24 protein-coding genes and 2 tRNA genes are annotated in these 25,819 nt (G+C 73.3%); 20 read left to right on the top strand and 6 right to left on the bottom strand.

The window, feature by feature from the left end:
• Positions 1-37: 37 nt before the first annotated feature.
• Both HEP81_RS39090 and HEP81_RS39085 read right to left on the bottom strand, forming a co-directional pair.
• Positions 38-478: a CocE/NonD family hydrolase C-terminal non-catalytic domain-containing protein gene (locus tag HEP81_RS39090; RefSeq protein WP_037661822.1), complete on the bottom strand. Its 441-nt coding sequence runs from the start codon at positions 476-478 to the stop codon at positions 38-40.
• A 106-nt stretch (positions 479-584) separates the two neighbouring features.
• On the bottom strand, positions 585-1,520 hold the full coding sequence (locus tag HEP81_RS39085; protein WP_037661825.1) for an NADP-dependent oxidoreductase: 936 nt from the start codon (positions 1,518-1,520) through the stop codon (positions 585-587).
• Positions 1,521-1,645: 125 nt separating this feature from the next.
• Between HEP81_RS39085 and HEP81_RS39080 the strand changes: the two genes are divergently transcribed.
• Together HEP81_RS39080 and HEP81_RS39075 are read left to right on the top strand one after the other, a co-directional pair.
• Positions 1,646-2,770, top strand: coding sequence for a GlxA family transcriptional regulator (locus tag HEP81_RS39080; protein WP_243279235.1), 1,125 nt, complete (start codon positions 1,646-1,648; stop codon positions 2,768-2,770).
• Between the two features lie 169 nt (positions 2,771-2,939).
• Positions 2,940-3,131: a hypothetical protein gene (locus HEP81_RS39075; protein WP_037661827.1), complete on the top strand. Its 192-nt coding sequence runs from the start codon at positions 2,940-2,942 to the stop codon at positions 3,129-3,131.
• A gap of 263 nt (positions 3,132-3,394) precedes the next feature.
• On the opposite strand, the gene HEP81_RS39070 is transcribed toward HEP81_RS39075, so the two are convergent.
• A complete protein-coding gene (locus tag HEP81_RS39070) occupies positions 3,395-4,057 on the bottom strand; it encodes a DUF4097 family beta strand repeat-containing protein (RefSeq protein WP_037661830.1) in 663 nt (220 codons plus the stop codon).
• Positions 4,058-4,282: 225 nt separating this feature from the next.
• Between HEP81_RS39070 and HEP81_RS39065 the strand changes: the two genes are divergently transcribed.
• The 9 genes from HEP81_RS39065 to HEP81_RS39025 all read left to right on the top strand — a co-directional run bounded on the left by HEP81_RS39065 (position 4,283) and on the right by HEP81_RS39025 (position 10,089).
• Entirely contained in the window at positions 4,283-5,038 is a 756-nt protein-coding gene (locus tag HEP81_RS39065; protein WP_037661877.1) for a helix-turn-helix domain-containing protein, read from the top strand.
• A gap of 69 nt (positions 5,039-5,107) precedes the next feature.
• Positions 5,108-5,389, top strand: coding sequence for a hypothetical protein (locus HEP81_RS39060; protein WP_157854576.1), 282 nt, complete (start codon positions 5,108-5,110; stop codon positions 5,387-5,389).
• Positions 5,374-5,622, top strand: coding sequence for a hypothetical protein (locus tag HEP81_RS39055; RefSeq protein WP_157854578.1), 249 nt, complete (start codon positions 5,374-5,376; stop codon positions 5,620-5,622). The genes HEP81_RS39060 and HEP81_RS39055 overlap by 16 nt, the downstream gene beginning before the upstream one ends.
• A gap of 37 nt (positions 5,623-5,659) precedes the next feature.
• Positions 5,660-5,753, top strand: a tRNA-Ser gene (locus tag HEP81_RS39050).
• A 101-nt stretch (positions 5,754-5,854) separates the two neighbouring features.
• On the top strand, positions 5,855-7,417 hold the full coding sequence (locus HEP81_RS39045) for an FAD-dependent oxidoreductase (RefSeq protein WP_037661833.1): 1,563 nt from the start codon (positions 5,855-5,857) through the stop codon (positions 7,415-7,417).
• A gap of 587 nt (positions 7,418-8,004) precedes the next feature.
• Positions 8,005-8,098 (top strand) — tRNA-OTHER (locus HEP81_RS39040).
• Positions 8,099-8,176: 78 nt separating this feature from the next.
• Positions 8,177-8,602, top strand: coding sequence for a DUF4259 domain-containing protein (locus HEP81_RS39035; protein WP_051850558.1), 426 nt, complete (start codon positions 8,177-8,179; stop codon positions 8,600-8,602).
• A gap of 238 nt (positions 8,603-8,840) precedes the next feature.
• Positions 8,841-9,080 (top strand): SRPBCC family protein, encoded by a 240-nt coding sequence (locus HEP81_RS39030; RefSeq protein WP_051850559.1) that lies wholly within the window; start codon positions 8,841-8,843, stop codon positions 9,078-9,080.
• A 214-nt stretch (positions 9,081-9,294) separates the two neighbouring features.
• Positions 9,295-10,089: an SDR family NAD(P)-dependent oxidoreductase gene (locus tag HEP81_RS39025; protein WP_037661836.1), complete on the top strand. Its 795-nt coding sequence runs from the start codon at positions 9,295-9,297 to the stop codon at positions 10,087-10,089.
• A gap of 154 nt (positions 10,090-10,243) precedes the next feature.
• On the opposite strand, the gene HEP81_RS39020 is transcribed toward HEP81_RS39025, so the two are convergent.
• The 3 genes from HEP81_RS39020 to HEP81_RS39010 all read right to left on the bottom strand — a co-directional run bounded on the left by HEP81_RS39020 (position 10,244) and on the right by HEP81_RS39010 (position 13,166).
• Positions 10,244-11,362: an FAD-dependent oxidoreductase gene (locus HEP81_RS39020; RefSeq protein WP_037661838.1), complete on the bottom strand. Its 1,119-nt coding sequence runs from the start codon at positions 11,360-11,362 to the stop codon at positions 10,244-10,246.
• Between the two features lie 188 nt (positions 11,363-11,550).
• Positions 11,551-12,300: a hypothetical protein gene (locus tag HEP81_RS39015; RefSeq protein WP_051850560.1), complete on the bottom strand. Its 750-nt coding sequence runs from the start codon at positions 12,298-12,300 to the stop codon at positions 11,551-11,553.
• Entirely contained in the window at positions 12,246-13,166 is a 921-nt protein-coding gene (locus HEP81_RS39010; protein ID WP_051850561.1) for a helix-turn-helix transcriptional regulator, read from the bottom strand. Before HEP81_RS39010 ends, HEP81_RS39015 begins: the two co-directional genes overlap by 55 nt.
• Before the next feature lie 400 nt (positions 13,167-13,566).
• Between HEP81_RS39010 and HEP81_RS39005 the strand changes: the two genes are divergently transcribed.
• The 9 genes from HEP81_RS39005 (at position 13,567) to HEP81_RS38965 (ending at position 25,803) form a co-directional block, all read left to right on the top strand.
• Positions 13,567-14,736, top strand: a complete 1,170-nt coding sequence (locus tag HEP81_RS39005; protein WP_051850562.1) for an MFS transporter — start codon at positions 13,567-13,569, stop codon at positions 14,734-14,736.
• A 676-nt stretch (positions 14,737-15,412) separates the two neighbouring features.
• Complete coding sequence (locus HEP81_RS39000) at positions 15,413-16,888, top strand: MFS transporter (protein ID WP_051850563.1); 1,476 nt, start codon at positions 15,413-15,415, stop codon at positions 16,886-16,888.
• A 675-nt stretch (positions 16,889-17,563) separates the two neighbouring features.
• Positions 17,564-18,796, top strand: coding sequence for a cytochrome P450 (locus HEP81_RS38995; protein WP_051850564.1), 1,233 nt, complete (start codon positions 17,564-17,566; stop codon positions 18,794-18,796).
• 279 nt (positions 18,797-19,075) lie between these two features.
• Positions 19,076-19,966: an alpha/beta fold hydrolase gene (locus HEP81_RS38990; protein ID WP_037661848.1), complete on the top strand. Its 891-nt coding sequence runs from the start codon at positions 19,076-19,078 to the stop codon at positions 19,964-19,966.
• Between the two features lie 105 nt (positions 19,967-20,071).
• Positions 20,072-20,866 (top strand): thioesterase family protein, encoded by a 795-nt coding sequence (locus HEP81_RS38985; protein ID WP_233361065.1) that lies wholly within the window; start codon positions 20,072-20,074, stop codon positions 20,864-20,866.
• Between the two features lie 638 nt (positions 20,867-21,504).
• Entirely contained in the window at positions 21,505-23,364 is a 1,860-nt protein-coding gene (locus tag HEP81_RS38980; protein ID WP_243279236.1) for a fatty acyl-AMP ligase, read from the top strand.
• Entirely contained in the window at positions 23,361-24,506 is a 1,146-nt protein-coding gene (locus tag HEP81_RS38975) for an acyl-CoA desaturase (protein ID WP_274599473.1), read from the top strand. The genes HEP81_RS38980 and HEP81_RS38975 overlap by 4 nt, the downstream gene beginning before the upstream one ends.
• A 2-nt stretch (positions 24,507-24,508) precedes the next feature.
• Positions 24,509-25,450 (top strand): acyl-CoA desaturase, encoded by a 942-nt coding sequence (locus HEP81_RS38970; protein WP_037661850.1) that lies wholly within the window; start codon positions 24,509-24,511, stop codon positions 25,448-25,450.
• Positions 25,451-25,521: 71 nt separating this feature from the next.
• Positions 25,522-25,803: an acyl carrier protein gene (locus HEP81_RS38965; protein WP_037661851.1), complete on the top strand. Its 282-nt coding sequence runs from the start codon at positions 25,522-25,524 to the stop codon at positions 25,801-25,803.
• Positions 25,804-25,819: the final 16 nt, after the last annotated feature.

Here is a 25,819-nt window from a genome sequence, read left to right as displayed (position 1 = left end):
GGTGCGGGCCGGTCACGTCTTCGGGATGACGGGGATCTCAAGCGTGGAAGCGTTTTCGGGCGAAGAGGGTCGCCGAGGAGCTCAACGGGATGAGCACGTCGACTTCTTCGCCGTCCCGGACCGGCTGGAGCGTCCGGAAGGTGTGCTCGGGCTGGTGGGGGGTGCTGAGCACCGGGTCGAGTTCGCGCAGCGCGAGGCGCAGGCGGCCTTGTGCGACCAGGTCACGCCCGTAACCGTAGGAGCCCTCGAACGGGACCGGCGCGCCGTGCGACCGCTTCTCGATTCCGGCGAAGAGCCGCGGGTCCTCGGCGCCGGTGGTGGCCACGCGTAGTCGCAGCGTCATCGGGCCGCTCAGCTCCGTGTCCTCGTCGAAGCGGTGGTCGAAGACGGCCGCCTCAAGGAGACGCGGTGGAGCTGGGCCCGACGAACGGCGCAAGCGCCGCTTGAGCACCCACCCGGCCGCCCGGGCCGGTGCCATCGACGCCCTGCCTGAACGCCCGGCGCCGCCACCTGGAGGAAGGTGGCGGCGGCGGGCGTCAGCGGGCTGAGCGGGAGCCGGAACAGAGGCCGGCCGTATGTGCGGCTCAGACGACCGACAGCACGATCTTGCCTGCGGTGCGGCCCCGCTCGCCGATCTCGTGCGCCTTCGCGGCCTCGGCCAGCGGCACGACGGTGTCGATCACCGGCCGCAGCGCGCCCCGCTCCACCAGGGCGGTGATCTCGCGCAGCCCCAGGTGGTCGGGTTCGACCAGCATCCACACCGCCCGCACCCCGTCCCGGGCCGTGGGAACGTCGTCCGGGCCGGGCAGCGTGATCAGCCGGCCACCGGGCCGCAGGACCTTCAGCGACCGCTCGGCCGTCTCCGCGCCCAGTCCGTCCAGCACCACGTCGACGTCGCTCACGACGTCCTCGAACCGCACCGCGCGGTAGTCGATCACCTCGTCCGCGCCCAGCCGGCGCACCAGGTCGTGCTTGGCCGCTCCGGCCGTACCGATGACGTACGCGCCGCGGGCCTTGGCGATCTGCACGGCGAGGTGACCGACCCCGCCGGCGGCCGCGTGCACCAGCACCCGCTCGCCGGGACGCAGACCGGCGGTGTCGACGAGGGCCTGCCAGGCGGTGAGCGCCGCGAGCGGCAGGGCCGCCGCCTCCACGTGGGTCAGGGCGGCCGGCTTGGGTGCGAGATGCCGGGCCGGCGCCACCACGTACTCGGCATACGCGCCCGCCTGACGGGGGAACGACGGCATTCCGAAGACCTCGTCACCGGGGCGGAACATGCCCACACCGGGGCCGACGGCCTCGATCGTGCCCGACACGTCCCATCCGACCGCCGGCACCGCGCCCCACTCGATGAGAGCCCCACTGGCACGCGTCTTCCAGTCCACCGGGTTCACCCCGGCCGCGTGCACCCGGACCAGGACCTCGCCCAGCCCCGGTTCCGGGCGCGGCATCTCGCGCTCGACCAGGCTCTCGGCCCCGCCCCACTGCTCCACGACCACCGCACGCATCGTCTTCCTCATCCTTCGCTGTTCCCGGCTTCGTATCGGTCCGCGCCCGCAGTTCCCCGGCGCGACGCAGCCCAGCATCGGCCGCCGCGGCCCGTCACGGTGTTGGCCGTACGGCCACTATGTGCCAGGATCTGGCCATGGACAGCACCCGGTGGACAGCGGCGGAGAACGCGAGGGGCCGCGCGGACGACACCCCGCGACGGCACCGGATCGCCGTGCTGGCACTGCCGGGGGTCCCGCCGTTCGAGCTCGGCATCCCCTCCCGTGTCTTCGGCAGCGCGCAGGACGCCGGGGGCCGCCCGCTGTACGACGTCACCGTCTGCACCGCCGACGGCGCCCCCGTGCCCAGCGACGCGGGCTTCACCGTCCAGCCCGCGGCCGGCCCCGAGGCCCTGGCCGCGGCGGACACCGTGATCTTCCCGCCCACGCACGCCATGCCCGAACTGGGCCGCGGCGGACCCCTGCCCGACAAGATCGCCGCGGCCATCGCCGGCATCCGGCCCGGCACCCGGCTGGTGTCCATCTGCACCGGCTCCTACGTCCTGGCCGCGGCCGGACTGCTCGACGGCCGTCCGGCCACCACCCACTGGAACCTCGCCCCGGAGTTCCGCCGGGCCTACCCCGGGGTCAGGCTCGACGAGGACGTCCTCTTCGTCGACGACGGCGACCTGCTGACCTCCGCGGGCGTGGCCGCCGGCGTCGACCTGTGCCTGCACATGATCCGCCGCGACCACGGGGCCGCCGCCGCGAACCGGGCCGCCCGCATGTGTGTCGTACCGCCCTGGCGGGACGGCGGGCAGGCCCAGTACATCGACCGTCCGGTCCCCGAACCCACCGTCGCCGGCACCACCGCGACCCGTGCCTGGGCGCTGGAGCACCTCGGCGAGCCGCTCACCCTCGCCCGGCTCGCCGAGCACGCCCGGATGAGCCTGCGCTCCTTCACCCGCAGGTTCCGCGACGAGGTCGGCATGACCCCGGTGCAGTGGCTCACCGCACAACGCCTCGAACTCGCCAAGCAGTTGCTGGAGACGACCGACCTGTCGATCGACCTGGTCGCCCACCGGGCCGGGTTCGGCACGGCGAACTCGCTGCGCGCGCACATGAGAACGGCCTTCGGGGTGTCGCCCGCCTCCTACCGCCGTACCTTCGGCGCGACCGGGCCCCCGCAGGCCGGCCGGCACCGCACCGATATGCGCACCGGGTCCAGGGCACCCGCCGGCCCGGGTGCCTGTTCCCCCGCGGGGAGCTCGCTGGGCGCCTGACGCCGTCGGCGGCCGACGGTACCGGCGGGCCGAGGGCCGAGGGCCGAGGGCACAGCCTCGCCGCTGCCGACGACGCTCATGGTCAACGCCCTTGGGCGTCCCCGGTGGTGGCACCGGCCGCCGTGCAGCGGGAGACTTCTCGCCCGGCCCTGCACCGAAGGAGAGGCCCGTGGCGAAAGCACGGTTACGCACCGCGCGCGATTACGCGCTCGTCGTCGGCGTGCTGATCGGCCTCCTGTGCATCGTCTGGGGAGGAGTCGCGGCCACCACCTGGGCGCTCAGCGAGATGACCGGCTGCGGCCACCACTGCGCCGCCCGCGTCCCCGACACCGGCGGGGGCGGAGGCGGGGGCGGGGGGTAGCCGGCAGCTGCCGCACCGCTGCGCACCACGACCGTCCGCCAGGCCGTCCGGCCCGTCCGCTCCGGCCTGCGTGCAAGTGGCCGTCAGCGCCGGGGGGTTCACCGCGCCCCGGCCCCACGGGGCGTGTTGTTCGGCCTGGTCGGTGTGGCCGGACGAGGGTTCGAACGGCGCGGCCGGCGTGTGATCGGTTTCCGGCTCGGCCGGCGTCCTGGTCGTGGCGGGCCGGAGGCGTCGTGGCGGCCCCGGCGGGGCGTGGTGGCGGTTCAGATGCTGCGGGCGGTGATGTCGCCGTGGTCGGTGGTGGCGTGGATGTCGAGGGCGGGGGTGCCGTCGTTGCGGAGGGTGTTGCTGATGCGGCCGTGGGTGGTGCCGGCGTCCAGGGTGGCGGAGGTGCCGGGGGCGGCGCCGATCGTGATGTCGCCGGACCGGGTGCGGAGCACAACGGTGCCGTGGGTGGCCTCGGTGATCTGGATGTCGCCGTGGGCGGTGCTGATCTTCGCGGGGCCGCCCAGGCGGCCGACCTCGATGTCGCCGTCGACGGCGGTGAGTTGGAGGCTCGCGGTCTCGTCCAGCTTGATCCGGCGGTAGGCGCCGTCGAAGGCGACGTCGCCGAGGCGGCCGACAGCACGGAGTTCGGCGCCGGCGGTTTTGGCGTCGACGCGGGAGCCGGCGGGCAGTTTGACCGTCACCTCGACGGCTCCGGTGGGGCCGAGGTGCCGGTCCCCCGCCGGGGTGTCGATGCGCAGGACCCCGCCCGCGTATTCGACGGTGGTCTGCTGGGCCGCCTTCGCGTCGCGGGCCTTGGAGGCGTTGGCGGGCAGGACCTCGACCACGGTGTCGGTCCGGTCGGCGGCGATGAACTGGACGCGGCCCGCGGGGATGGTGAGGACGGCGGCGATCGGGGCGGGGGTGTCGAACTTCTGCATCACGGTCTCCCGAGTTCGTTCCTTGTTTCTGACACGGGAAACGCTATGTTGCGTTCACTGATCGGGCAATGGACTTGTTGCGCTTCAAGTAGATCACCGCAGGTCACAAGTAGTGAATCGTTGCGGCGATTTGACGGGTAACGCAACGGTCTTCGACGCGTTCGTTGCAATGAACTGGTGGTGAACGCTATGGTGGCGCTCCCGCCGAGCATGAAGGAGACCGCGATGCCGGGAGGCAGGCTCACCCAGCCCGAACGCCAGCAGATCGCGCTGGGCCTGGCCGACGGCCTCGCCTACGCGGAGATCGCCCGCCGCCTGGAGCGCCCCACCTCGACCGTCACCCGCGAGGTCATGCGCAACGGCGGGCCCACCGCCTACCGCGCCGACCTCGCCCACCGCGCCACCGGACACCGCGCCCAGCGCCGCAGGCAGCCCGCCCCCCGGGCACCGCGGACCCCGCCGCAGCCCTACGGACGCGACGCCGGGGCGGTACGCGCGTACGAGGAGACGCTCACCGCCGTCTTCATGCGGTCGGGCACCCCCAGGATGATGGCCCGGGTGATGGCCTGCCTGTGCGTCAGCGACGCGGGCACCCTCACCGCCGCCGAACTCGTCCAGCGACTCCAGGTCAGCCCCGCGTCCGTGTCCAAGGCGATCGCCTTCCTGGAGAGCCAGGACCTGGTGCGCCGCGAGCGCGACGAACGCCGCCGCGAGCGCTACTCCATCGACGACGACGTCTGGTACCAGTCCATGATCGCCAGCGCCCGCGCCACCGCCCAGGTCGCCGAGACCGCACGGCAGGGCGTCACCGTCCTCGTCCCCGGCACCCCGGCCGCCCGCCGGCTGGAGAACATCGGCCGCTTCCTCGACTTCGTCTCCGAGAGCCTCACCCGCGCCGCGGACCAGGCCCGCGAGGTCCTCCACACCAAGCCCGGCACCGCCGCGGACGGACAGCAGGTGCGACCGGGTACGCCACCGTGAGCGGCCCGGTGCCGGATGCCGGTGAGGGTGTCAGTGGGGTCCGGTCGGACGGCCGTACGACTGTTCACGATGTCGCTCGGTCTCTTCCCGACGCCGGTGCGCTGCGCGACCTGTCAGGGGCGCCGCCTGGATGCCGTGGCCGAAGCGGTCACCTACTTCAGCACCCTCATGGGCGACCTCGCCCGCCTGCGCCGCGGCAGCCCCGCCGACGACGTGACGACCACCCTGGTCCGGGCCACCGTGGACGGCCGGCTGCTCACGACGCCGAACTCGGCGCGTTCCTGCGCATCCTGCTGGTCGGCGGCAACGGCACCACCCGCAGCACCCTGGCCCACATGCTGCACCCGCTGACCGACAACCCCGGCCGGAAACAGCTGCTCCTGGCCGACCTGCCGGGACGTATGCCCGGCACCGTCGAGGAAACCCTGCGCCACGCCACCCCGGGAACCTGGATGCGCCGCAACGTCACCCGCAACACCACCGGGGTGTCCGTCCGCGGTTCGCGCGGCGGGCCCCTCGCTCGACGGCCGGTCCGGCCGGTCAGCGGGCGGTCAGGGGTGTGTCAGCGGGGCCTGGCACGGTAGTACCCGTGAACGGCGCTACCGCACAGGCCGGACACGAGGAGAGGTGCCCGGAGTGGTTTATCGGGGACCAGGGCAGTAGCCCGAAGTCGGATCCGCAAGGGTCCACGCAGGTTCGAATCCTGCCCTCTCCGCAACGGGAAGCACGCAGCCGGCCCCATTTCCCCCGCAGGGCCTGTCTCTTGACACCGCGGCGGCTTTTTGGCTTTTCCGCCCTTCGGTCATAGTCGCCGCCATGGACTATGACGTAGTGGTGGCCGGGGGCGGCCCGGTCGGGCTGATGCTGGGCTGTGAACTCCGGCTCGGGGGCGCGCGGGTGGCCGTCCTAGAGCGCCGCACCGAGGTGGACTCGACGATCAAGGGCGGGGCGATCACCACGCCCGGCGCGGAGGCGCTCTACCGCCGGGGCATGCTGCCCGCGATGGCCGAGGTGCAGCGGCAGGCGGTGGAGAGCTTCCGGGCGTTCATACGCGAACACGACGGCGGGGACGAGGGCGGGGGTGCGCCCGCGGGGCAGGGGCTGGGGGTCGTCGGGCACTTCGCCGGGATCATGCTGCGCGCCGACCTGGTCGACCGCACGGAGGCGGGCCTCGGCGACGCCGGGCCCGCCTCGGAGATCGCCTTCGTGGCGCAGCAGGACATCGAGCGGCTGCTCGGCGAGCGGGCAAAGGAACTCGGTGTCGAGGTGCGCCGGGGAGTGGAGCTGACGGGCTTCGACGCGGACGAGAGGGGCGTCACCGTGCGAAGCGGCCACGGGGCCGTGCGCGCCGGCTGGCTCGTGGGCTGCGACGGCGGCCGCAGCACGGTCCGCAAGCTCGCGGGGTTCGCATTCCCCGGCACGGAGCCGGAGATCACGTGCCACCAGGCGGTCGTGGAGATGACCGGCGCCGAGGATCTGAAGGTCGGCTGGACCGCCACGGACACCGGGGTGTACGCCTACGGGCCGATGCCGGGCCGTATCGTCACCGTGGAGTTCGACGGGCCGCCGGCCGACCGGGACGCGCCGGTCACCGCCGAGGACCTCCAGGCGCGGCTGCGGCGCGTCTGCGGCGTGGACGTCACGGTCACCGGGGTGCGGACCGCGACCCGCTTCACCGACCACGCCCGCCAGGTCACCGAGTACCGCAGGGGCCGGGTGCTGCTGGCGGGCGATGCGGCGCACGTGCACTCCGCGTTCGGGAGCCAGGGGCTGAGCCTGGGGATCGGGGACGCGATGAACCTCGGCTGGAAACTCGCCGCGGTGGTCGGCGGCCGGGCGCCGCAGGGACTGCTGGACACGTACACCCGCGAGCGGCACCCGGTCGGTGCGCAGGTCCTTGACTGGACCAGGTCCCAGGTCGCGGCCATGCGCCCGGACCCGCGCTCCCGGGCCCTGCGCGAGATCGTCAGCGACCTGGCGGGGACGGTCACGGGCACCACGTATCTCACCGCGCGGCTCAACGGCGGCGGGGTGCGCTACGACCTCGCGGGCACGCACCCGCTGACCGGACGCAGCGCCCCGGACCTCGAACTCGCTGGCGCCGGCCGCCTCGCGGACCATCTGCGCGCGGGCCGGGCGCTCCTGCTCGACCTCGCCGACGACCCGGGGCTGCGGGCGCTTGCCGCGGGGTATGCCGGCCGCGTCGACACGCTGACGGCCCGTTGCCCGTCCCGCCCGAAGCTGGCGGCGGTCCTCGTGCGTCCGGACGGCTTCACGGCCTGGGCGGCCGACGCGGGGGCACCGGCGCCGGCGGCCGGGCTGGCAGAGGCGCTCAGGGAGTGGTTCGCCGTGCCGGAGGGCGCGGTGACGCCGGGCTGATCCGCCGCTCTACCTGTCCGACCCGGACCGCGGCCGCTGCGCCAGAGGCCGCGGCGGTCTTCCCGGCGTGTTCGAGGTGCCCGTCCCGAGCGCGGCGGCCGCCCGCGCCGGGGCCGCCCCGGCTGCGGGTGCGAGGTCCGTGCCGGGCCGCGCCGCAGCCGGTCCGGGTCCGGCACCCGCTCCCCCGGCGGCGAGTCCGGCGCCGCCCGCTCTGCGCTGCCTGCTGCCCGGTGTGGGGCGTCCGGTGCGGGGTGTCCCGCAGCCGCTGGTCCGCCGCCTCGCGGACCGGGGCCGTCGGTCTCGCCGGCGTCGTCGCCCCCGGGAGCAGCACCCGCCGCTCACGCGGGCGGCCGGCCGCCCGGTCGCACGACGTCTTCGGGTCTTCGTCCGCCTGCGCGGCCCGCGCGTCCGCCCGCCTGCGCGGTTCGCCCTCCGCCTCGGTGAACTCCCGGTGCCGCACCGGCCGCTGCGGCTTTCGGGCGTGTCCTCGGGTGCGCAGTCGTGCGTCAGCGGGTGGTCAGGGGTGTGTCAGCGGGGCCTGGCACGGTAGTACCCGTGAACGGCGCTACCGCACAGGCCGGACACGGGGAGAGGTGCCCGGAGTGGTTTATCGGGGACCAGGGCAGTAGCCCGAAGTCGGATCCGCAATGGTCCACGCAGGTTCGAATCCTGCCCTCTCCGCAACGATCGACAACGCCTCCCGGCTCCCGGCTCCCGTGACAGCGTGAGGATCCTCGCAGGGCTGGTCGAGGAGATCGCGTGGGAACCTGGGGCATCGGCCCGTTCGACAGCGAGGCGGCCGCGGCGGAACGCGTGCCCGTGATCCGCCGGGTCCTCGAACGCGCCGCCGCCGGTGCGGAGTTCCTGGAGATTCCCGATGCCGAGCGGACGGTCGCCGCGGCGGCGCTGGTCGCCGGGCAGCATCCTGCCGGTGGGCCGGAGCGTCCTGTCGGTGGGCCCTCGGGTTCGGGCTACGGCCCGTCGGAGCCGCTGCCTCCATTGCCCGCAGAGTTCCGGACGCTCGCCCTCGCGGCCCTGCACCAGGTGGCCGGCGGGCTGTGCGGACTCGCCGTGGTGCGGGACGAGGCGGTGGACGGGCCGAAATGGCGCCGGGGCGTCGTCCGTCTCCGCGAGGTCCTCGGCCCTCCGCTCCCGCCGCAGGGGGAAGTCCTCTTCGCCGTCTGACCGGTGACGCGCCGTCATGGACCGCGGAAGCCGGGTCCGGGCCCCGCCCCGGGGGCCGCCGGAGCGCGCGGGGCATCACGCCGGCCGGCTGCTGCCGGGCCGTGCCGATGCCTCTGCTCTTGGATCCGGGGCCCTGGAGGCGCCGGGCGGCGTGGGAGGAGAGCGGGCGGCCGGGCCGGAGGCGTTCTCGCGGGCTCTGGGGCGGCTGTCGGCCGTCCGTGGTCCGTGGCCGGGCGGGATGCCCCCCCCGGGGGCGGGGGCATCCCGCCGCGCATGCCGTGGCCGCCCCTTCCGGCCGGCCGACGGCTGCCTCTCCACCCTGCGCGTCCGCCCCGTCCCGGGCCGTACCGGCATCGCCCAGGTCCAGTGGTCCGGCCGCTTCAGCCCCCGGGGCGCCACCGAGGACGAGGCCGTCGCCCTCTTCACCGGCACCCACCGCGACGGCCTCGACGCCCTCCACCGGGCCCTCGCCGTCTGACACCGCGCCGGGCGGGCAGGACACGGGTCCCGGGGGCGGCGGGGCGATCGTGGGAAAACGCTGGGGCGTATGGCGTAACCCCGGTGCGGTCCGTGGCGCGCCCTCGGCCGCGGGCCGGGAACATCGTGATCCCTGAGTCCGTCACCCAGGCCGCGACGGGCGGCACCGGGCAGCGCCGCGCCGGCGCCACCGCCTCGACGGGAAGAACCCCATCATGCAGATCGATCTCTCCGGCCGCACCGCCCTGGTGACCGGCTCCACCCAGGGCATCGGCCTCGCCATCGCCACCGCGCTCGCCCGCGCGGGCGCCCGGGTCGTCGTCAACGGCCGCGGGGAGGAACGCGTCGCCGACGCCGTGCGCACGGTACGCGCCGGCTCCGGCAGCGAGGACGTCACCGGCGCCGCGGGCGACCTCGCGACCGAGCAGGGCGCCGCCGATGTGCTGCGGGCCGTGCCCGCGCTCGACATCCTCGTCAACAACCTCGGCGTCTTCGGCAGCGCCGACCCGCTGGAGATCGACGACGCCGAATGGCGCCGCTACTTCGAGGTCAACGTCCTGTCCGCCGTCCGCCTCATCCGCGCCTGCCTGCCCGGGATGAAGGAACGCGGCTGGGGACGGATCCTCGACCTCGCCAGCGACTCCGCCGTGGCCATCCCCGCCGAGATGATCCACTACGGCATGACGAAGACCGCGCTGCTCGCCATCGGCCGCGGATTCGCCAAGGACGCCGCCGGCACCGGCGTCACCGTCAACTCCGTCATCGCCGGACCCACCCGCACCGGCGGGGTCGAGCAGTTCGTCCGCGAACTCGTCGGCGACGAACTGCCCTGGGACGAGGCGCAGCGCGCGTTCATGGTCAAGTACCGGCCCCAGTCCCTGATCCAGCGCCTGATCGAGCCCGAGGAGATCGCCAACATGGTCGTCTACCTCGCCTCGCCACTGGCCTCCGCCACCACCGGCGGCGCCCTGCGCGTCGACGGCGGCTACGTCGACTCCATCCTCCCCTGAGCCCCACCGGGCCACCGGGCCGAGGAGATGCAGGCCCTGGCCGCCCTCGACCGCGGCCTGCGCACCGGGCCCCACCCCGGCGAACTCAACTGACCCCGCACACACCCGCCGTTGCCCGCCGTGCCCGCCGTGGAGGGCGTACGGGCGGGCGCGGTCAGGGCTGTTCGTGGCGGGTGAACGCGGCGACCAGGTCGTGGACCGTGCTCTCGCCGGGGTCGATGCCGGGGATCCCGGCGGATTGCAGGGCGCGTTCGAACATGGCCTGCTCGTACGCGGCGAGCGCGGCCTCGGTGTCGCCGGGACGGGCGGCCAGCGCCCGGCCGAGTTCGGCGCCGTCGAGCATGGCCAGGTTGGCGCCCTCGCCGTTGGGCGCGGTCAGGTGTGCGGCGTCGCCCAGGAGGGTCACGCCCAGGACGCGGTCCCAGCGGGTCCCGGCCGGCAGGGCGTAAAGGGGGCGCAGGGCCGGTGCGGTGTCGGTGGCGGTGATCAGCGCGGTGAGTTCCGGCGCCCAGCCGGCGAACTCGGCCGCGATCCGCGCGGCCGCCGCCGCGGGGTCAAAGAGGTCGACGGCCGCGAACCAGTCCTGCGGCACGGACAGGCCCGCGTAGGCGTGCAGGGTGTCGTCCCGCTCCCGGTGGACGAAGATCTCCCGGCTCCGCGCGGACACCATCGTCGAGCCGGCGCCGACCGCCTTCGCGGTGGCCGGGTGCCGGGTGGCGGCGTCGTACAGGTAGGTCTCCACGACCGACCTGCCGGTGTAGGCGGGTTCGGCCGCGGTGAGCAGGGGGCGCACGCGTGACCAGGCGCCGTCCGCGCCGACCAGCAGGCCGGTGACCACGCTCCGCCCGTCGGCGAAGACCACTTCGTGGCGGCCCTCCCCCAGGGCGCGGGTGCGGGTGACCTTGCGGCCCCACCGCACGGTCCCGGGCGGCAGCGAGTCGAGCAGGATCTGGCGCAGTTCGCCGCGCTGTACCTCGGGGCGGCCGCCGGTGCCGTCGTCGCTCTTGTCGAACAGGACGGTCCCGTCCGTGTCGAGGATGCGCATCGCCTGCCGGCCGTCCAGGACGATGGCCCGGAACTCGTCCGTCAGGTCCGCTGCATGGATGGCGAGTTGGCCGTTGTAGTCGTGGATGTCGAGCAGTCCGCCCTGCGAGCGGGCGGTCGGTGAGGGTTCCGCCTCGTAGACCGTGGCCGGTATGCCGTGCAGGTGCAGGACGCGGGCGAGGGTGAGGCCGCCGAGCCCGGCACCGATGATCGTGACGTCCGTGGTCATGAAAGAGGGGTCCTTCCGCCGTCGGGGTGCTCCGGGGCCGGGCCCCGGCAAGGGCCGGTGTCCGGATGGGCTCCACTGTCCGGGCGGGCGTCGACAGTTCACCGACACGGCGCCGTCGGCGCCGACAAAGAGCCGACATCCCCCGGGAGGCCGGGCCCTGGGGGGCGGTGGAGGGGCGGGGTGCCCGGTCAGCCGTCCGGCATCAGGAGCCAGACCTCCGAGAAGGCGAGGCCGTGCTCGCGGGTGGCCGTACCGCACGCGCGGCCGAGCGTGATCGCCTGCCAGTCGCAGACCACCGTCCAGGGGCCCGTCGTGCCGCCGCACCCGGGGCAGCCGACGGTCTCGGCCGTCCACACCCCGGGGCCGGGCCTGCCGTAGCGGCGGAAGCGGCCTTCGTGGCGGGCGTGCCAGGGCTCGGCGGCGGGGGCGAGCGGGGCGGTGCCGGGCGGGGGTGGTGCGGCCAGGGTGGTGAACAGGGCGATCAGGGCGGGCAGGAGGGCCTCGCCCGCTTCCGTCGGCGGTGTCGGTGCACGGCCCGGGGGGTGCGGTGCGGCGGTGTGGGCGGGGACCGCGGCGGCGGGCGGCGGGTTCGGGTGGGCGTGCCAGGGCAGGAGGGCTCGGGCGACGGCGGCGAAGAGGGCGGCGGCGGGCGGGCTGACGGCGCCCGCGTCGAGGTGGTGCAGGGTGGTGCGCAGGATCCGCTGGAGGCGCCGGTCCCGGGCCACGGCCAACCGCCTCTCGGTCGGCGCCTGTCGGGCCGGGAGGGGGGCGGTGAGGCGGGCGAGGACTGCTGTCGCGGCCTCCGTGTCAGGGGCGGTGGGGCGCCACCGGCCGCCGGCCAGGAGGTGCCGGGCGCGGTCGGCCTCCCGGGTGAGGGCGCGTGTCACCAGCGGGCGGCCGTGTGGGGCTGTGGTGTCGGCGTCGTACGGGCTTGGCATGGTCCTCTCCCGGGGCAGGGACTCGGGGCGGTCTTCTCCAGGCGGCGCAGGGCGTCGTGGGAGGCGGGGTCGTCGGGGAGGTAGGTCAGCAGGTGGTGGCCGGGTTCGTCGACGGCGGCCAGTTTGACGTAGCGCAGGCGCAGTTCGCCCGCCGCCGGGTGGTGGAAGCGGCGTACGGAGGGCTGGAAGGCGGTGGTCTCGCGGTCGGCGTACCAGCGGGCCGCGTCGGGGTCGGTGAGGAGCCGGCCGAGGAGTTCGGTGAAGCGGGGGTCGCCCGGGCGGTGGGCGGCCCGGGAGCGGAACTGGCCGAGCAGGGCGCGGGCTTCGCGCGGCCAGTCGGCGAGGAGGGTGCGGGCCGGCGGCCAGCAGAACACCAGCCACAGCAGGTTGCGTTGCTTGGGGTGCAGGCGGGCGGGGTCGGTCAGCAGGGCGGCGTAGGAGGTGTTCCACGCCAGCAGGTCCCAGTGCGGGTCCAGGACCACGGCGGGGTAGGGGGCCATGCTCTGGACGAGGGTGAGCAGGTTGCGGGAGACGAAGGTGGGAGGGTTCGCGGGGGGCCTGTCCTCGGCGGTGAACGACAGGACGTGCGCGGTCTCCGCCTCGTCCAGGCGCAGGGCCCGGGCCACGGCGCGCAGTACCTGCGGGGAGGTGCGCACGCGGCCCTGTTCCAGCCAGGTGTACCAGGAGAGGCTGATGCCGGCGCGTTCGGCGACTTCGGCTCTGCGCAGGCCGGGTGTGCGGCGGCCGGGGGCGGCGGGCAGGCCGACGGTGTGCGGGGCGAGCCGTTCGCGGCGGGAGCGCAGGAAGGCGCCCAGTTCACGGTGGGGGAACGCGTGGGGCGTCGTCGGCGGCCCGGAGTGCGTCATCGGCGGGGGTTTCTCCTTCGGGCGGCGGGGTGTTCGCCCCCCGGGGTGCCGCCCCCTGGCCCCGGGGTGCCGTCCACCGGCCCTGGGGGGTGTCGTTCCACCGGCCCGTCCGGGGGGTGTCGTTCACGGTCCCTGGGCGGGCGTTGCCTCGATGGTGCCGTGACCGGGTGCGCGGGCGGGCCCGGGTGGGTGTGAGCAAGGGTAATAGCCTTCCGGCTTCGCCCTGCCGCCGGCCGTGGTGGGCTGGTGGCGGGCCGGGTCCGCCCCCGGGCGGCCGGTCCTGATTCACGTCCTCGCCCTCGCCCTCGTGGACTGCGTTCCGCGTCCTCGTGGGCCCTGTGCGGACTCCGTGCGGGCTTCATGCGGGCCCCTTTTTTCCGGAGCAGGGAGTGTCCCTCTTGTGAGTACCAGCATCGTCGCGGCACCGGTGGCGGCCCTGCCCGCCTTCGCGGTGCGGCTGTTGCGGGCGGCCGGGTTCGTCAGCAACTTCGACCGTTTCTGCATCGCCCCCATGCTCGTCGTCCTCGCCTCCCGGCTCGGGGCCCCGCTGCACAGCGTGGCGGCGGCCGCGAGCGGCTACTACCTCGCCTACGGGCTGGCGCAGCCGGTGTGGGGGGTGGCCAGTGACCGGTGGGGGCGGGTGCGGGTGCTGCGGGTCTCCCTGGCCGGGGCGGCGCCGGCCGCCCTGGTCTCGGCCCTCGCGCCCAGCGTCCCCGTGCTGATCGGGGCCCGTGTGGTGGCCGGGGGGTTCTTCGCGGCCGCGATCGCGGTGTGTCTGACGTATGTGGGCGACACGGTGCCCGCGGCGGTACGGCAGCGGCCGCTGAGCTCACTGATGAGTGCCTTCGCGCTGGGCACGGCGACGGCCACGCTGGTGGCCGGGCTGGTGGCGCAGTGGCTCAGCTGGCGGCTGGTGTTCGCGCTGCCCGGTGTCCTCGCCGCGCTCCTGGTGGTGGCGCTGCGGCGGCTGCCCGAGCCGCCCCGGGAACGCCCCACGCCGGTGGCGCCGCTGCGGGTGGTGCTGTGTTCGCGGTGGCAGTGGTACGTCATGGCCGTGGCGCTGCTCGAAGGGGCGGTGCTGCTGGGCTTCTTGACGTATCTGGCGCCGGCGCTGGAGGCGCGCGGGGTTCCCGTGGTCCTCGCGGGGGCGGTCGCGGCCCTGTACGGGGTGGGGTCGATGGGCGCGGCGCGGGTGGTCGGGCGGCTCGTCGGCCGGTGGAGTCCGGTACGGCTGATCGTGGCCGGCGGCGCCCAGACGGCTCTGGCGTATCTGCTCGCCGGGTACAGCCAGCGGGCCGGGGTGCTCGTGGTGGTGGCGCTGCTGCTGGGGGGCGGCTGGTCGTTCCTGCACTCCACGGTGCAGTCGTGGGCGACCGCCGTGTCCGCGGCGGCCCGGGCGACCGGGGTGGCCCTGTTCGGGGTCGCCCTGTACGCGGGCGGTGCGGTGGCCGGTGTGCTGGCGGCTCCGGCCGCGCAGGCGCACGCGTACCGGCCGTTGTTCTGGCTGGCGGCGGCCCTGACGGTGCCGCTGACGGCGGCGGGGGCGGTGGGGCGGGCGCGGTGGCGGTGAGCCGGGGGGTGAGCCGGGGGGTGAGCGGCGGGCCGGCGGTGGGACCGCCGGGTCCGTGGCCGCGGGGTCGTGCGAGGTGTCCGGGGGGCGCGGAACGCTCGCCCGTGAACGCTGCCGACGATCTGGACAACCGCCCTGCCGTGAGCACGGCTTTGCCGGGGCCGGGCCCCGCGGGCCGTCTCGCGTGCTCGCGCCGGTTCCCGAAAGTGGTGCCGCCCGGTGCCGGGGGGTCCGCGGGGCCGGGCGGGGCGCGGTGTCGTCCCGCCGGCGCCCTCCGGTGAGGGCGCCGGCTGCGGGGGCACGCGGCAACGTGGTCCCGCCGGGTTCCCGGTCGTCTTGGTGGAGCCCGCAACGCTCAGGAGTCGTGTTCCGACACCGGTAGAGGTTGCCGCCCGGCCCTGAACGACCGATGAACCGCGTCGCGGCGTGATTGGGACGGCCCGCGGACCGGGGGCCGTGCCCGCTCCGGGTGGCGCTTTCCGGAGCCGGGGGTGCCGGTGTGTTCGAAATGGTGTCCTTTGTTGTCTGACGGGTCGTCATTGTCCTTGCGGGACCTGTCTGACGTGCCGGAAGAGGTACGCGTCACAGCACACCGGCGGGCGTTGCCGTGTGTGTTCGTTCGTTGCTAGCTTCACTGCGCAAGTGAGTTGGAATTCCAAACTGAGATGGGACGAACATGAGCCTCCCTGACGGCCGGACCGCCGATACCCCCGGTCCCACAGAGCAACGACCGCGGCTCGGGGTGGTCTTCACGGTGATCGCCGCCGGGGTGGCGATGGCCAACCTGGACGTGTTCATCGTCAATGTGGCGCTGCCGGACATCGGGCACCAGTTCTCGGGGACGTCGCTGGCGTCCCTGTCGTGGGTGCTGAACGCGTACGCGGTGGTGTTCGCCGCGCTGCTGGTGCCGGCGGGCAATTTCGCGGACCGGGTCAATCCGCGGATCGCCTATCTGTCGGGCATCGCGCTCTTCACGCTCTCCTCGGTGCTGTGCGCGCTGGCGCCGGGGATCTGGCTGCTGGTCGGGGCGCGGGTGCTGCAAGCGGTCGGCGCGGCGATGCTGATCCCCTCCTCGCTGGGTCTGCTGCTGGCGACCGCGCCGCCCGAGAAGCGGCTCGCGTCGGTGCGGGGGTGGACGGCGATCAGCGGTGTGGCCAGTGCGCTGGGTCCGGTGCTGGGCGGGCTGCTGACCGATCTGAGCTGGCACTGGGTGTTCCTGGTGAACGTGCCGATCGGGGTGGCCGCGCTGCTGGGCGGTCTGCGGGTGCTGCCGCGTGTTGCCGCCCGGGACCTGCCGCGGGCGGACGTGCTCGGTGCCGCCGTGCTGACCGTGTCCATCGCGCTGATCGCGCTCGGCCTGGTCAGGGGCGACGACTGGGGCTGGGCGTCACAGAAGTTCCTCGGCGCCCTCGTGCTGGGGGTGCTGGGGCTGGTCTGGTTCACGGTGCGCTCCGCCCGCCACGCCTCGCCGGTGCTGCCGCTGCCGCTGTTCAAGTTCCGCGGTTTCAGCCCGTCCGCGTTCTCCAACGTGCTGTTCGCCGTCGCCTTCGCGGCGATGCTGCTGTCGAGCGTGCTGTGGTGCCAGGACGTGTGGCACTGGTCGGCGGTGCGGACCGGGCTCGCGATCTTCCCGGGCACGCTACTGCCGCCCGCGCTGGCCATGAGCATCGGGCCGGTCATCCACCGCTTCGGCTCCAGCGTGGTCGCCTTCACCGGGTGCGTCGTCTTCGGCGCGGGCATCGCCTGGTGGCTGGTCCTGCTGGGGCCGGACGCCGGCTACGCGGGCGGGATGCTGCCCGGCATGCTGCTCACCGGCATCGGGGTCGGCCTGACCCTGCCCACGCTGATCAGCGCCGGTGTCTCCGGCCTGCCGCCGCAGAGCTTCTCCACCGGTTCCGGTGTCATCACCATGGCCCGCCAGGCCGGCACCGTCCTGGGCATCTCGCTGCTGGTGGCCACCATGGGCTCCGGCGCCGCCCACCAGGCGGACTCCTTCGACCGGGGCTGGGAGATGACGCTGACGGCCACCGCGGCCGCCGCGATCGCCTGCTTCTTCGTCGGCAGCGTCGGCAAGACCCCCCGCACCACCCAGCCCGCCCGGCCCGCCGAAACCACCGAAGCCGGCGGGGCCGCGGGGGCCGGCGGGGCGTGAACAGCCCGTAGTCACCGTCCCCCGGCCCGGGCCGGGGGAGGGCGGGAACCGTGTGCGACGGCCGGTCAGATCAACCGATCTGACCGGCCGTCAGCTCTTTCCGGGAACCGCGGCACCGAATTCCGGTTTTGCGCGGCGCGTTCGGCCCATGGAGAGGACGGGGATTCACGACCGTCACATCCGTTCGACACATGGAGACATCACGGAGACATGACGTACGCCACACCGGTAATGCGGAGTGGATCACTGACAACGGTGTCTTTGCTTCCGCGGAGGCGGACTGCCGTATTCCGTCCGGGTGTTCACGGGCCCGCGCAGCGGTTTCATGCCCTCGATACACATTCCCGGCGGACGCGACCTTACCGGCGCGTAACTCTTGCGTATCCGCTGATCGCGGGGATTGCCCGGGGGCGAAGAAGATTGTTATTGTCGCTCGAACAATCGAGTTGGACATTCCAACTCGACGAGTACGACGAGTACACAGAGCCCATTGAGTTCGGGCTCTGCACCATTGCACCGCGAACCACGTGTCCGGCCCGGATCACCTGCCTCGGACACGCTGATGCACCGCGCACCACCGGCAATTACCGAACTCGCCCTGTACCGCCCGCAAGGACACCACCCCTGTACCGCACGCACCGCATGCCCGGCTGCCGTCGAATACCCGGAGTGAGAGTGAGTCCCACGAAAACCCTGGCAGACCCGATCGACGTGATGGGCCGTCTGCTGTCCTTCGAGGGCAAACAGGACCCCTACCCGCTGTACGAGCAGATGCGGGCCCACGGGCCGGTCGTCGACGTGGGCGGAGCCCACCTCTTCGTCACCGGCCACGCCGAGTGCGCGCGGGCACTGCGCGAGCCGGACCTGCTGTCGACCGACGCCGCCGTCCAGGACGGCAAGCTGCCCGGCTGGCGCGAACACGCCTCCTGGTCCTGGCTGACGAAGAACATGCTGTTCTCCAACGACCCCGACCACGAGCGCTACCGGCGCTTCTTCTCCAGCGCCTTCTCCGCGCGCAGCGTGGAGGCCTGGCGGCCCCTGGTCGAACGGCGGGCCGCGTACGCCGTCGAACGCGTCGCCCGCCTCGCCGCGGGCGGGGAGGCGGTCGACGTGGTCGCGGAGTTCTCCTTCCCGATGGCCGCCGGCGTCATCGGGGAACTGCTCGGCATCCCCGACGAGGACCACGACGCGTTCCGCGCGGACGTCGGCGACATCACGCTGACCCTGGAACCGATCCGCGACATGGGCCAGCTCACCGCCGGCGACGCGGCCATGGAACGCCTCGCCGTCTACTTCCACGACCTCGTCGCCCGCCGCCGCGCCCACCCCACCACCGACCTGACCAGCTCCTTCACCGCCGCCCGCGACGCGGGCGGCGAACTGAGCGAGACCGAACTGGTCGCCAACCTCATGCTGCTCCTGGTCGCCGCGACCGAGGCACCCCAGGACCTGCTCAGCAACATGGTCCGTCTCGCCCTCACCCACCCCGCCGAGGCCGAACGGCTGCGCACCGAACCCGGGTTCGCGGCCGGCTTCACCGACGAGACCCTGCGCTTCGACCCCGCCGCCCAGATCCTGAACCGCGTCGCCTCACGCGACCTGGACTTCTTCGGCGTCAAGGTCGCCCAGGGCGTGCCGCTGACCCTGCTCATCGCCGCCGGCAACCGCGACCCGCGCCGCTTCACGGACCCGGACGTCTTCGACCCCGCCCGCCGCGACAACAGCCCGCTCACCTTCAGCGGCGGCGCGCACTTCTGCCTGGGCGCGGCCCTGGCCCGGATGTCCGCGGAGACGGCGGTGCCCCTGCTGCTGCGCCGGCTGCCCGGGCTGCGGCTCGCCGGCGAGGCCACGTTCCGCGACCAGATCGTCCAGCGCGGCCACGGCCGGCTCCCGGTCACGGCCGACTGACCACACCCCCCACCCAACCCCAACCCCGACCCCGACCCCCGGGATCCCACCGCCCCGGACCGCCCCGGACCCCCCGGGACCGCCCACGGCAGGACCCGGGCGACCCCGGGGACGACCCCGCCGGGACGGCCTGGCCGGGACGGCCTTTCGGGGTCCCGGCGGTCCTTCGGGGCGGAGGTTCCCGGCCCGGCCGGGGTCCGGAGGGGGACGGCGGTCCCGGGGCGGTCCCCCGGGCAGAGCCGTCCCGACCGCACCACAGCAACGAGGGAGAGCACACTGATGGGCACGAACGTACCGTCCGACGAGGAACTCGCCGCGTCCCTTGAGGGCGGCTTCACCAGCGAGTACGCCGACGTCAACGGGGTGCGGCTGCACTACGTCACCGGCGGGCAGGGCGAACCGCTGTTCCTGCTGCCGGGCTGGCCGGAGACCTGGTGGGAGTACCGCAAGGTGATGCCCGCCCTCGCGGAACACTTCCGCGTCGTCGCGGTCGACATCCGCGGCATGGGCGGCTCCAGCCGCCCCGGCTTTGGCTACGAGAAGAAAAACATGGCCGCCGACATCCGCGCCCTGGCCGAACACCTCGGCCACAAGCGGATCAACATCGCCGGACACGGCATCGGCGCCATGGTCGCCTTCGCCTACGCCGCGAACCACGAAGCGGCCACCAACCGCCTCGCCATCATCAACACCACGCACATCGACGACAGCTACCAGAACTTCCGCCTGATGCCGAAGCCCGAGGACACCCCCCCGCACCGCTGGTGGCTCGCCTTCAACATCGTGCCCGGCTTCCCCGAACAGGCACTCGCCGGCCGCTACCGCATCATGATCGACTACATGCTCGGCCTGAGCCTGGTCAACCCCGACGCCGTCCTGCCGCAGGACCGCGACGTGTACGCGCACGCGTACGACACACCCGAAGCCATCCGCGCCAGCCAGGGCTGGTTCCAGGCCTACCAGCAGGACATCGACGACTTCCGCGGCTACGGCAAGCTGTCCGTGCCCGTCCTCGGCCTCGCCTACGGCGGGTTCTACGACTACATGAACCGCGTCCTGCCCACCTGCGGCAGCGACGTACGCGTCATCGAGGTCAAGAACACCCGCAACTACATGGTCGAGGAACAGCCCGAGACCGTCGCGGCCGAACTGACCGCCTTCTTCGGCTGACCCCCACCCCCGGCCCGGGGCAGGCTCCTGTACAGCCCGCCCCGGGGCCGGCACCCCCGCACACCCCCCTCTTTTCCACACACTCGGACGGGACGCTGTCTTCGCATGCTGAACACTGACGGGGCGACACCGGGAGCCCTCCTGAGAAAACCGGTGAACGGGTGGCTGCAAGCGGACGCGCACCTGCGCGGCTTCGGCGGGTTCCACGGCGGTCTCGCCCTCGCCCTGCTGACCTCCGCGATGCGCGAACACGCACCCGGACTCGAACTCCAGAGCGTCACCGGCCGGTTCGACCGGCCCGTCGACCCCGGCTTCACCGTGGACGCCGCCCTGGTACGGGCCGGACGGACCCTCAGCGTGGTCCGCGCCCAGGCCCAGAGCGAGAAGGGCACCGCGATCGAGGCGAGCGCCGTGTTCGCCCGCCGCGGCGAGAACACCTGGCAGCCCGTCACCCCCCAGGCCCCGCCCGCACCGCCCCCCGCCGAGTGCGAAGTGTTCGCCATCCCCGCGGAGTTCGTACCCATCGCCACCAGCATGGAGATCCGCCCCGTCGGCACCGCCCGCCCCTACGCCGGCGGCCCGCAGCCCGAACTCCTCGCCTGGGTACGGCTGACCGAGGACGACGAAGCCCCCGACCCGCTCCGCCTCGTCCTGCTGATGGACGCCCTCGCCCCCTCCTACGCGGCGATCCTGTCCACCCTCGCCGTCGTCCCCACCGTCGAACTGACCGTACGCCCCGCCCCGGGACTGGCCACCGCCACCTCCCCCTGGATCCTGCTGCGGGCCACCACCCGCACCGCCGGACCCGACGGCTGGGTCGACGAACAGATCGACGCCTGGACACCCGACGGCACCCACCTGGGCAGCGCCCAGCAACTACGCGTGGTCCGCACCCTCTGACACCACCCCCACCCCAGCACCACCCGCACCCCCTCCGCACACCCACACGCCACAGGCCCGCACATCACGAGCCCCGGCACCACGCACCACGGCACCACGAGCCCCGGCACCACGGGCACCGGTGACACGCGCCACGCGCCCGCCCCCGCGGGAACGCGGCGTCACAAGTCCCGGCGTCACACGCCCGCGCGCCGCGGGAAGGCGGCGCCACAGCCCCGTCACAGGCCACACGTCCGGGCCCCGGCGCCACAACCTCCCGGCCGCGGGCCCGCGCGCCACGGGCCACGCACCGCAAGGGGCCCTCCCGCTCTCCCGGCCCCACGGCCTCGGGGGGTTCGGGGGCTCGCAGCCTCGGAGGCCCGGGAGCCCGGGGCCTCAGGGGCTCAGGAGCTCAGGGCCGCAAAGGCTCGGGGGTTCGGGGCCCAGGAGCCTCGGGACCTCGGGGCCTCAGGGGCTCAGGAGCTCAGGGCCTCAAAGGCTCAGGGCCTCGGGGCCTGGAGGCTCGGGGCCTCCAACTCGGGGCCTCGGCCTCGGGGCCTGGAGGCTCGGGGCCTCCAACTCGGGGCCTCGGCCTCGGGGCCTGGAGGCTCGGGGGCTTGGGGGGTTGGGGGTTGGGGGTTCGCCCACAGATCACGCACGTGTCCCACACGCAGACCGACCCGGAAGGCCGTATTCCTGTGAGTCCGCTGCCACCGTCCGCCCACACCTCGCTGGTCCACGTCCTCGAACACCGCGCGACCCGGACACCCGACCGGCTCGCGTTCCGCTTCCTGCCCGACGGGACCGGCGACCACCCGATCGACTGGACCTACCGCGAACTCGCCGACCGCGCCGGCGCGGTCGCCGCCCACCTCAACGAACGCGGCCTCACCCAGGGCCACGTCGTCCTCGCCCTGGACCCCGGACTCGACTACGTCGCCGGACTCTTCGGCATCATGCAGGCCGGCTGCACCGCCGTACCCTGCTTCCCGCCGTTCGGACGACGCGCCACCGCCCGCTTCCTGTCCGTCCTGGACGACTGCAACCCACGCGCCGTCCTGACCGACCCCCGCTTCGCCCCCCAGGTCGACCACTTCCACCAGCAGCTCACCCCCACCACCGAACACCCCCAGTGGATCTTCCCCGAACCGGACTTCTACCAGCCGCCGGCCAACGGGCCCGTGCCCTCACGGGTGGTGGAGCCGGCACTGATCCAGTACAGCTCGGGATCGACCGGCGACCCCAAGGGCATCGTCCTCACCCACGAGAACCTGCTCAGCAACTGCCGGGTCCTGGACACCCACATGGGCTACGAGGAGGACCGCGTCGGCTGCTCCTGGCTGCCCCCCTACCACGACATGGGCCTGATGGGCACCATCATGCTCGCCCTGCACGGCGGCTGGCCCCTGGTCATGCTCTCCCCCATCCACTTCGTGCAGGACCCCTACCGCTGGCTCAAAGCCATCACCGACCACAAGGTCACCATCTCCGTCGGCCCGAACTTCGCGTTCGACCTGTGCGCCCAGAACATCACCGACGAAGAACTCACCACCCTCGACCTCAGCCGCCTGCGCCAGGTGTTCTGCGGCAGCGAACCCGTCTCCGGCAACACCATGGAACGCTTCGAGGAACGCTTCGCCCCCGTCGGCTTCGACCCCGGCAGCCTCATCCCCTGCTACGGACTCGCCGAAGCCACCCTCTTCGTCTCCGGCAAACCCGAAACCGCCGACACCATCCGCACCGAACAACTCGACAAGACCGCCCTCGAACAAGGCCACGCCCACCGCACCCACCCCCACAGCGACGCCGCTGACAGCGACGGCGCCGACAGCGGTGCGGCCGACACGGGCACGGTCAAGGTCGTCAGCTGCGGAATCATCGCCGACGGCCACGAGGTCCTCATCGTCGACCCCCACACCCTCACCCCGTTGCCCGACGGCGAGAGCGGCGAGATCTGGGTCAACGGCCCCAGCGTCGCCGCCGGCTACCTGGGGCGCCCCGAACTGACCGCCCGCACCTTCGGCGCCCGCCCCGCCCACGCCACCGACGACCACCGCACCTACCTGCGCACCGGAGACCTCGGCTTCCTCCTCGACGCGGAACTCTTCGTCACCGGACGCCTCAAGGACCTCATCGTCATCAGCGGCCGCAACCTCCACCCCCAGGACATCGAACACTCCGTCCTGCGCGCCCACCAGGACCTGCGCCGCATCGCCGCGTTCGCCCTGCCCCACGCCACACGCGACGAGGAAGAAGTCGTCCTCGTCGCCGAATTCCGCGGCACCGCCAGAGAATTCGCCGCCCAGGAGAAAGAACTCCTCGAGAAAATGACCGCCGCGGTCACCGAGGACCACGGCGTACGCCCCGGCCGCATCCACATCGGACCCCCCGGATGCGTCCTGATGACCACCAGCGGCAAAGTCCGCCGCCGCGACACCCGCAAGGCCTACCTCGACGGCACCCTCAAAACCTTCCCCGCACCCGCAGACACCGCGGCCGCCCCGGCGGGGGTGTCATGAGCAGCGCCCGCACCGGGGCCGGCCAGGCACCGCCCCGCACCACCACGGCCCCCGCCCGGATCGACCGGCAAGCCCGCAACCTCGCCTGGGTCACCGTCGGCGTCCCCACCCTCGGCACCGCCGCCGCGATCGTCTTCGCCGCACACTACGGCTTCACCTGGATTGACGCCCTGCTGCTGGTGGTGATGTACGCGATCACCTCACTGGGCGTGGAAGGCGGCTTCCACCGCTTCTTCTCCCACCGCTCCTTCGCCGCCGGCCCCGTCGTCACCACCCTGTGGGGCATCGCCGGAAGCATGGCCGCACAGGGACCGGTCGTGTTCTGGGTGGCCATCCACCGCCAGCACCACGCCTTCACCGACAAGGACGGCGACCCGCACTCCCCGCGGGCGCTCGGCCCGGGACTGGCCGGACGGCTGCGCGGATTCTGGCACGGACACGTCGGCTGGCTCTTCACCGTCCAGCGCCAGGACTGGGCCCGCCGCGCCCCCGACATGGTCCGCGACCGCCTCGTCATGCGCCTGAACCAGTACTACTTCGTGTGGGTGCTGGCCGGGCTCGCGCTGCCGGCACTCGCGGGCTGGCTCCTGTCGGGAGGAACGACACACGGCGCGGTGGGCGGACTGCTGTGGGGCGGACTGGCCCGCATCTTCCTCCTCGACCACGTCACCTGGGCCGTCAACTCCATCGGCCACACCATCGGCCACCGCCCCTACCGCACCCGCGACACCAGCCGCAACGTGGCCCCCCTCGCGGCGATCTCGGTCGGCGGCTCCTGGCACAACAACCACCACGCCCGCCCCTCCCTGGCCCACAACCGGCACAACCTCCTCCAGATCGACCCCACCGGAGCCGTCATCCGGGCCCTGGACGCCCTCGGACTCGTCCACGACGCCCGCTACCCCGACCGCATGCGCCCCCACCCCACCACCCGGCACCCAACCCCACACCCACCCGACCCGCACACACCCGCACCGGACGACCCGGCCACCCCCGCACCGGACAACCGGACCACGCCCACGCCAGACCGGCCCGAACCCGCACCGGAGCCCGCCCCCCGCACACCGGAGCAGTCCGCGCCCGCACCGCACCACACGGGGCACGCCCCGAAGCCCGTCTCACACCGAGAGGAAGGGAGTTGACGATGTCCGCGACCGCGGCCGCGAACGCCGTCGTCAGGCTCGACCCCGTCAGCCTGCGGATCAAACGGTTCTCCGCCCTGACCACCATGACCCTGCCACTGATCGGAACCGCGGCCGCCGCCTACCTGCTGTGGAGCGGCCACTACACCGCGACCGACCTGTGGCTGTTCGCCGCCATGTACTTCGTCCACATGTTCGGCATCACCGTGGGCTTCCACCGCTACCTCGCCCACAAAGCCTTCAAGACCTCACCCGCCTTCGAAGCCCTCATGATGATCACCGGATCCATGGGCGCCCAGGGCCCCCTCATGTTCTGGGTCATCACCCACCGCCGCCACCACCGCTTCAGCGACCAGGAAGGCGACCCCCACTCCCCCAACCTCCACGGCTGGGCCCTCAAAGCCCGCCTGCACGGCCTGTGGTACGCCCACATGCCCTGGATGCTCAGCCCCGAAGCCAGCAAGGTCACCGTCTTCGGACCCGACGTCCTGCGCAGCCGGCGCCTGATGTACTTCAACCGCACCTACCCGCAGTGGGTACTGCTCGGCCTCGCCCTGCCCGCCCTCATCGACTACGCGATCGTCCGCACCCCGATGGCACTGCTCGGCGGACTCGTCTTCGGCGGCCTCGCCCGGATCTTCGTCGCCAACCAGGCCGCCTGGTGCGTCGGCTCGATCTGCCACGCCTTCGGCGGACGGCCCTTCGACAACGAGGACCACAGCGCCAACAACTGGCCCGTCGCCCTGCTCACCTTCGGCGAAGGACTCCAGAACAACCACCACGCCTTCCCCGGCTCCTACCGCCACGGCGTCACCTGGTGGGAACCCGACCTCAGCGGCTGGCTCCTCATGGCCCTCGGCAAACTCCACATCGTATGGAACCTCCGCGAACCCGACAAAACCACCATCACCCGGCGCAGGCAAGAAGCCAGAACCACCACCTGACACAACAGCACACACACAACACGCCACCCGGCACCGGCAGCACGAGGCAGTACGACGAGGAAAGGCACACCATGTTCAACCGCAAGAAGGTCCAGCGCCCCCAGGGGCCCCTCACCGAGCAGGCCCTGCGCCAGTGGCTCGTGGACTACCTGGTCGTCCACGTCGAGATACCGCGTGAGGACATCGACACCGCCAAGACCTTCGAGGCCTACGGCCTCGACTCCCGCGTAGCCGTCCAGGTCTCCGGCGCCCTGGAGAAAGTCATCGAACGCCGCCTCTCCCCCGGCCTCCTGTACGAGTACCAGTCCATCGACGCCCTCACCGCCCACCTCGCCGCCGAACTCAAGCTCTGACACCGAAAGGACGACG

Origin of the sequence: Streptomyces griseofuscus, assembly GCF_014673495.1 — a bacterium.
In the GTDB taxonomy this organism is placed as follows: domain Bacteria; phylum Actinomycetota; class Actinomycetes; order Streptomycetales; family Streptomycetaceae; genus Streptomyces; species Streptomyces murinus.
Note: the sequence above shows the minus strand (reverse complement) of the source record. Positions and strands in the feature narration are given on the sequence as shown.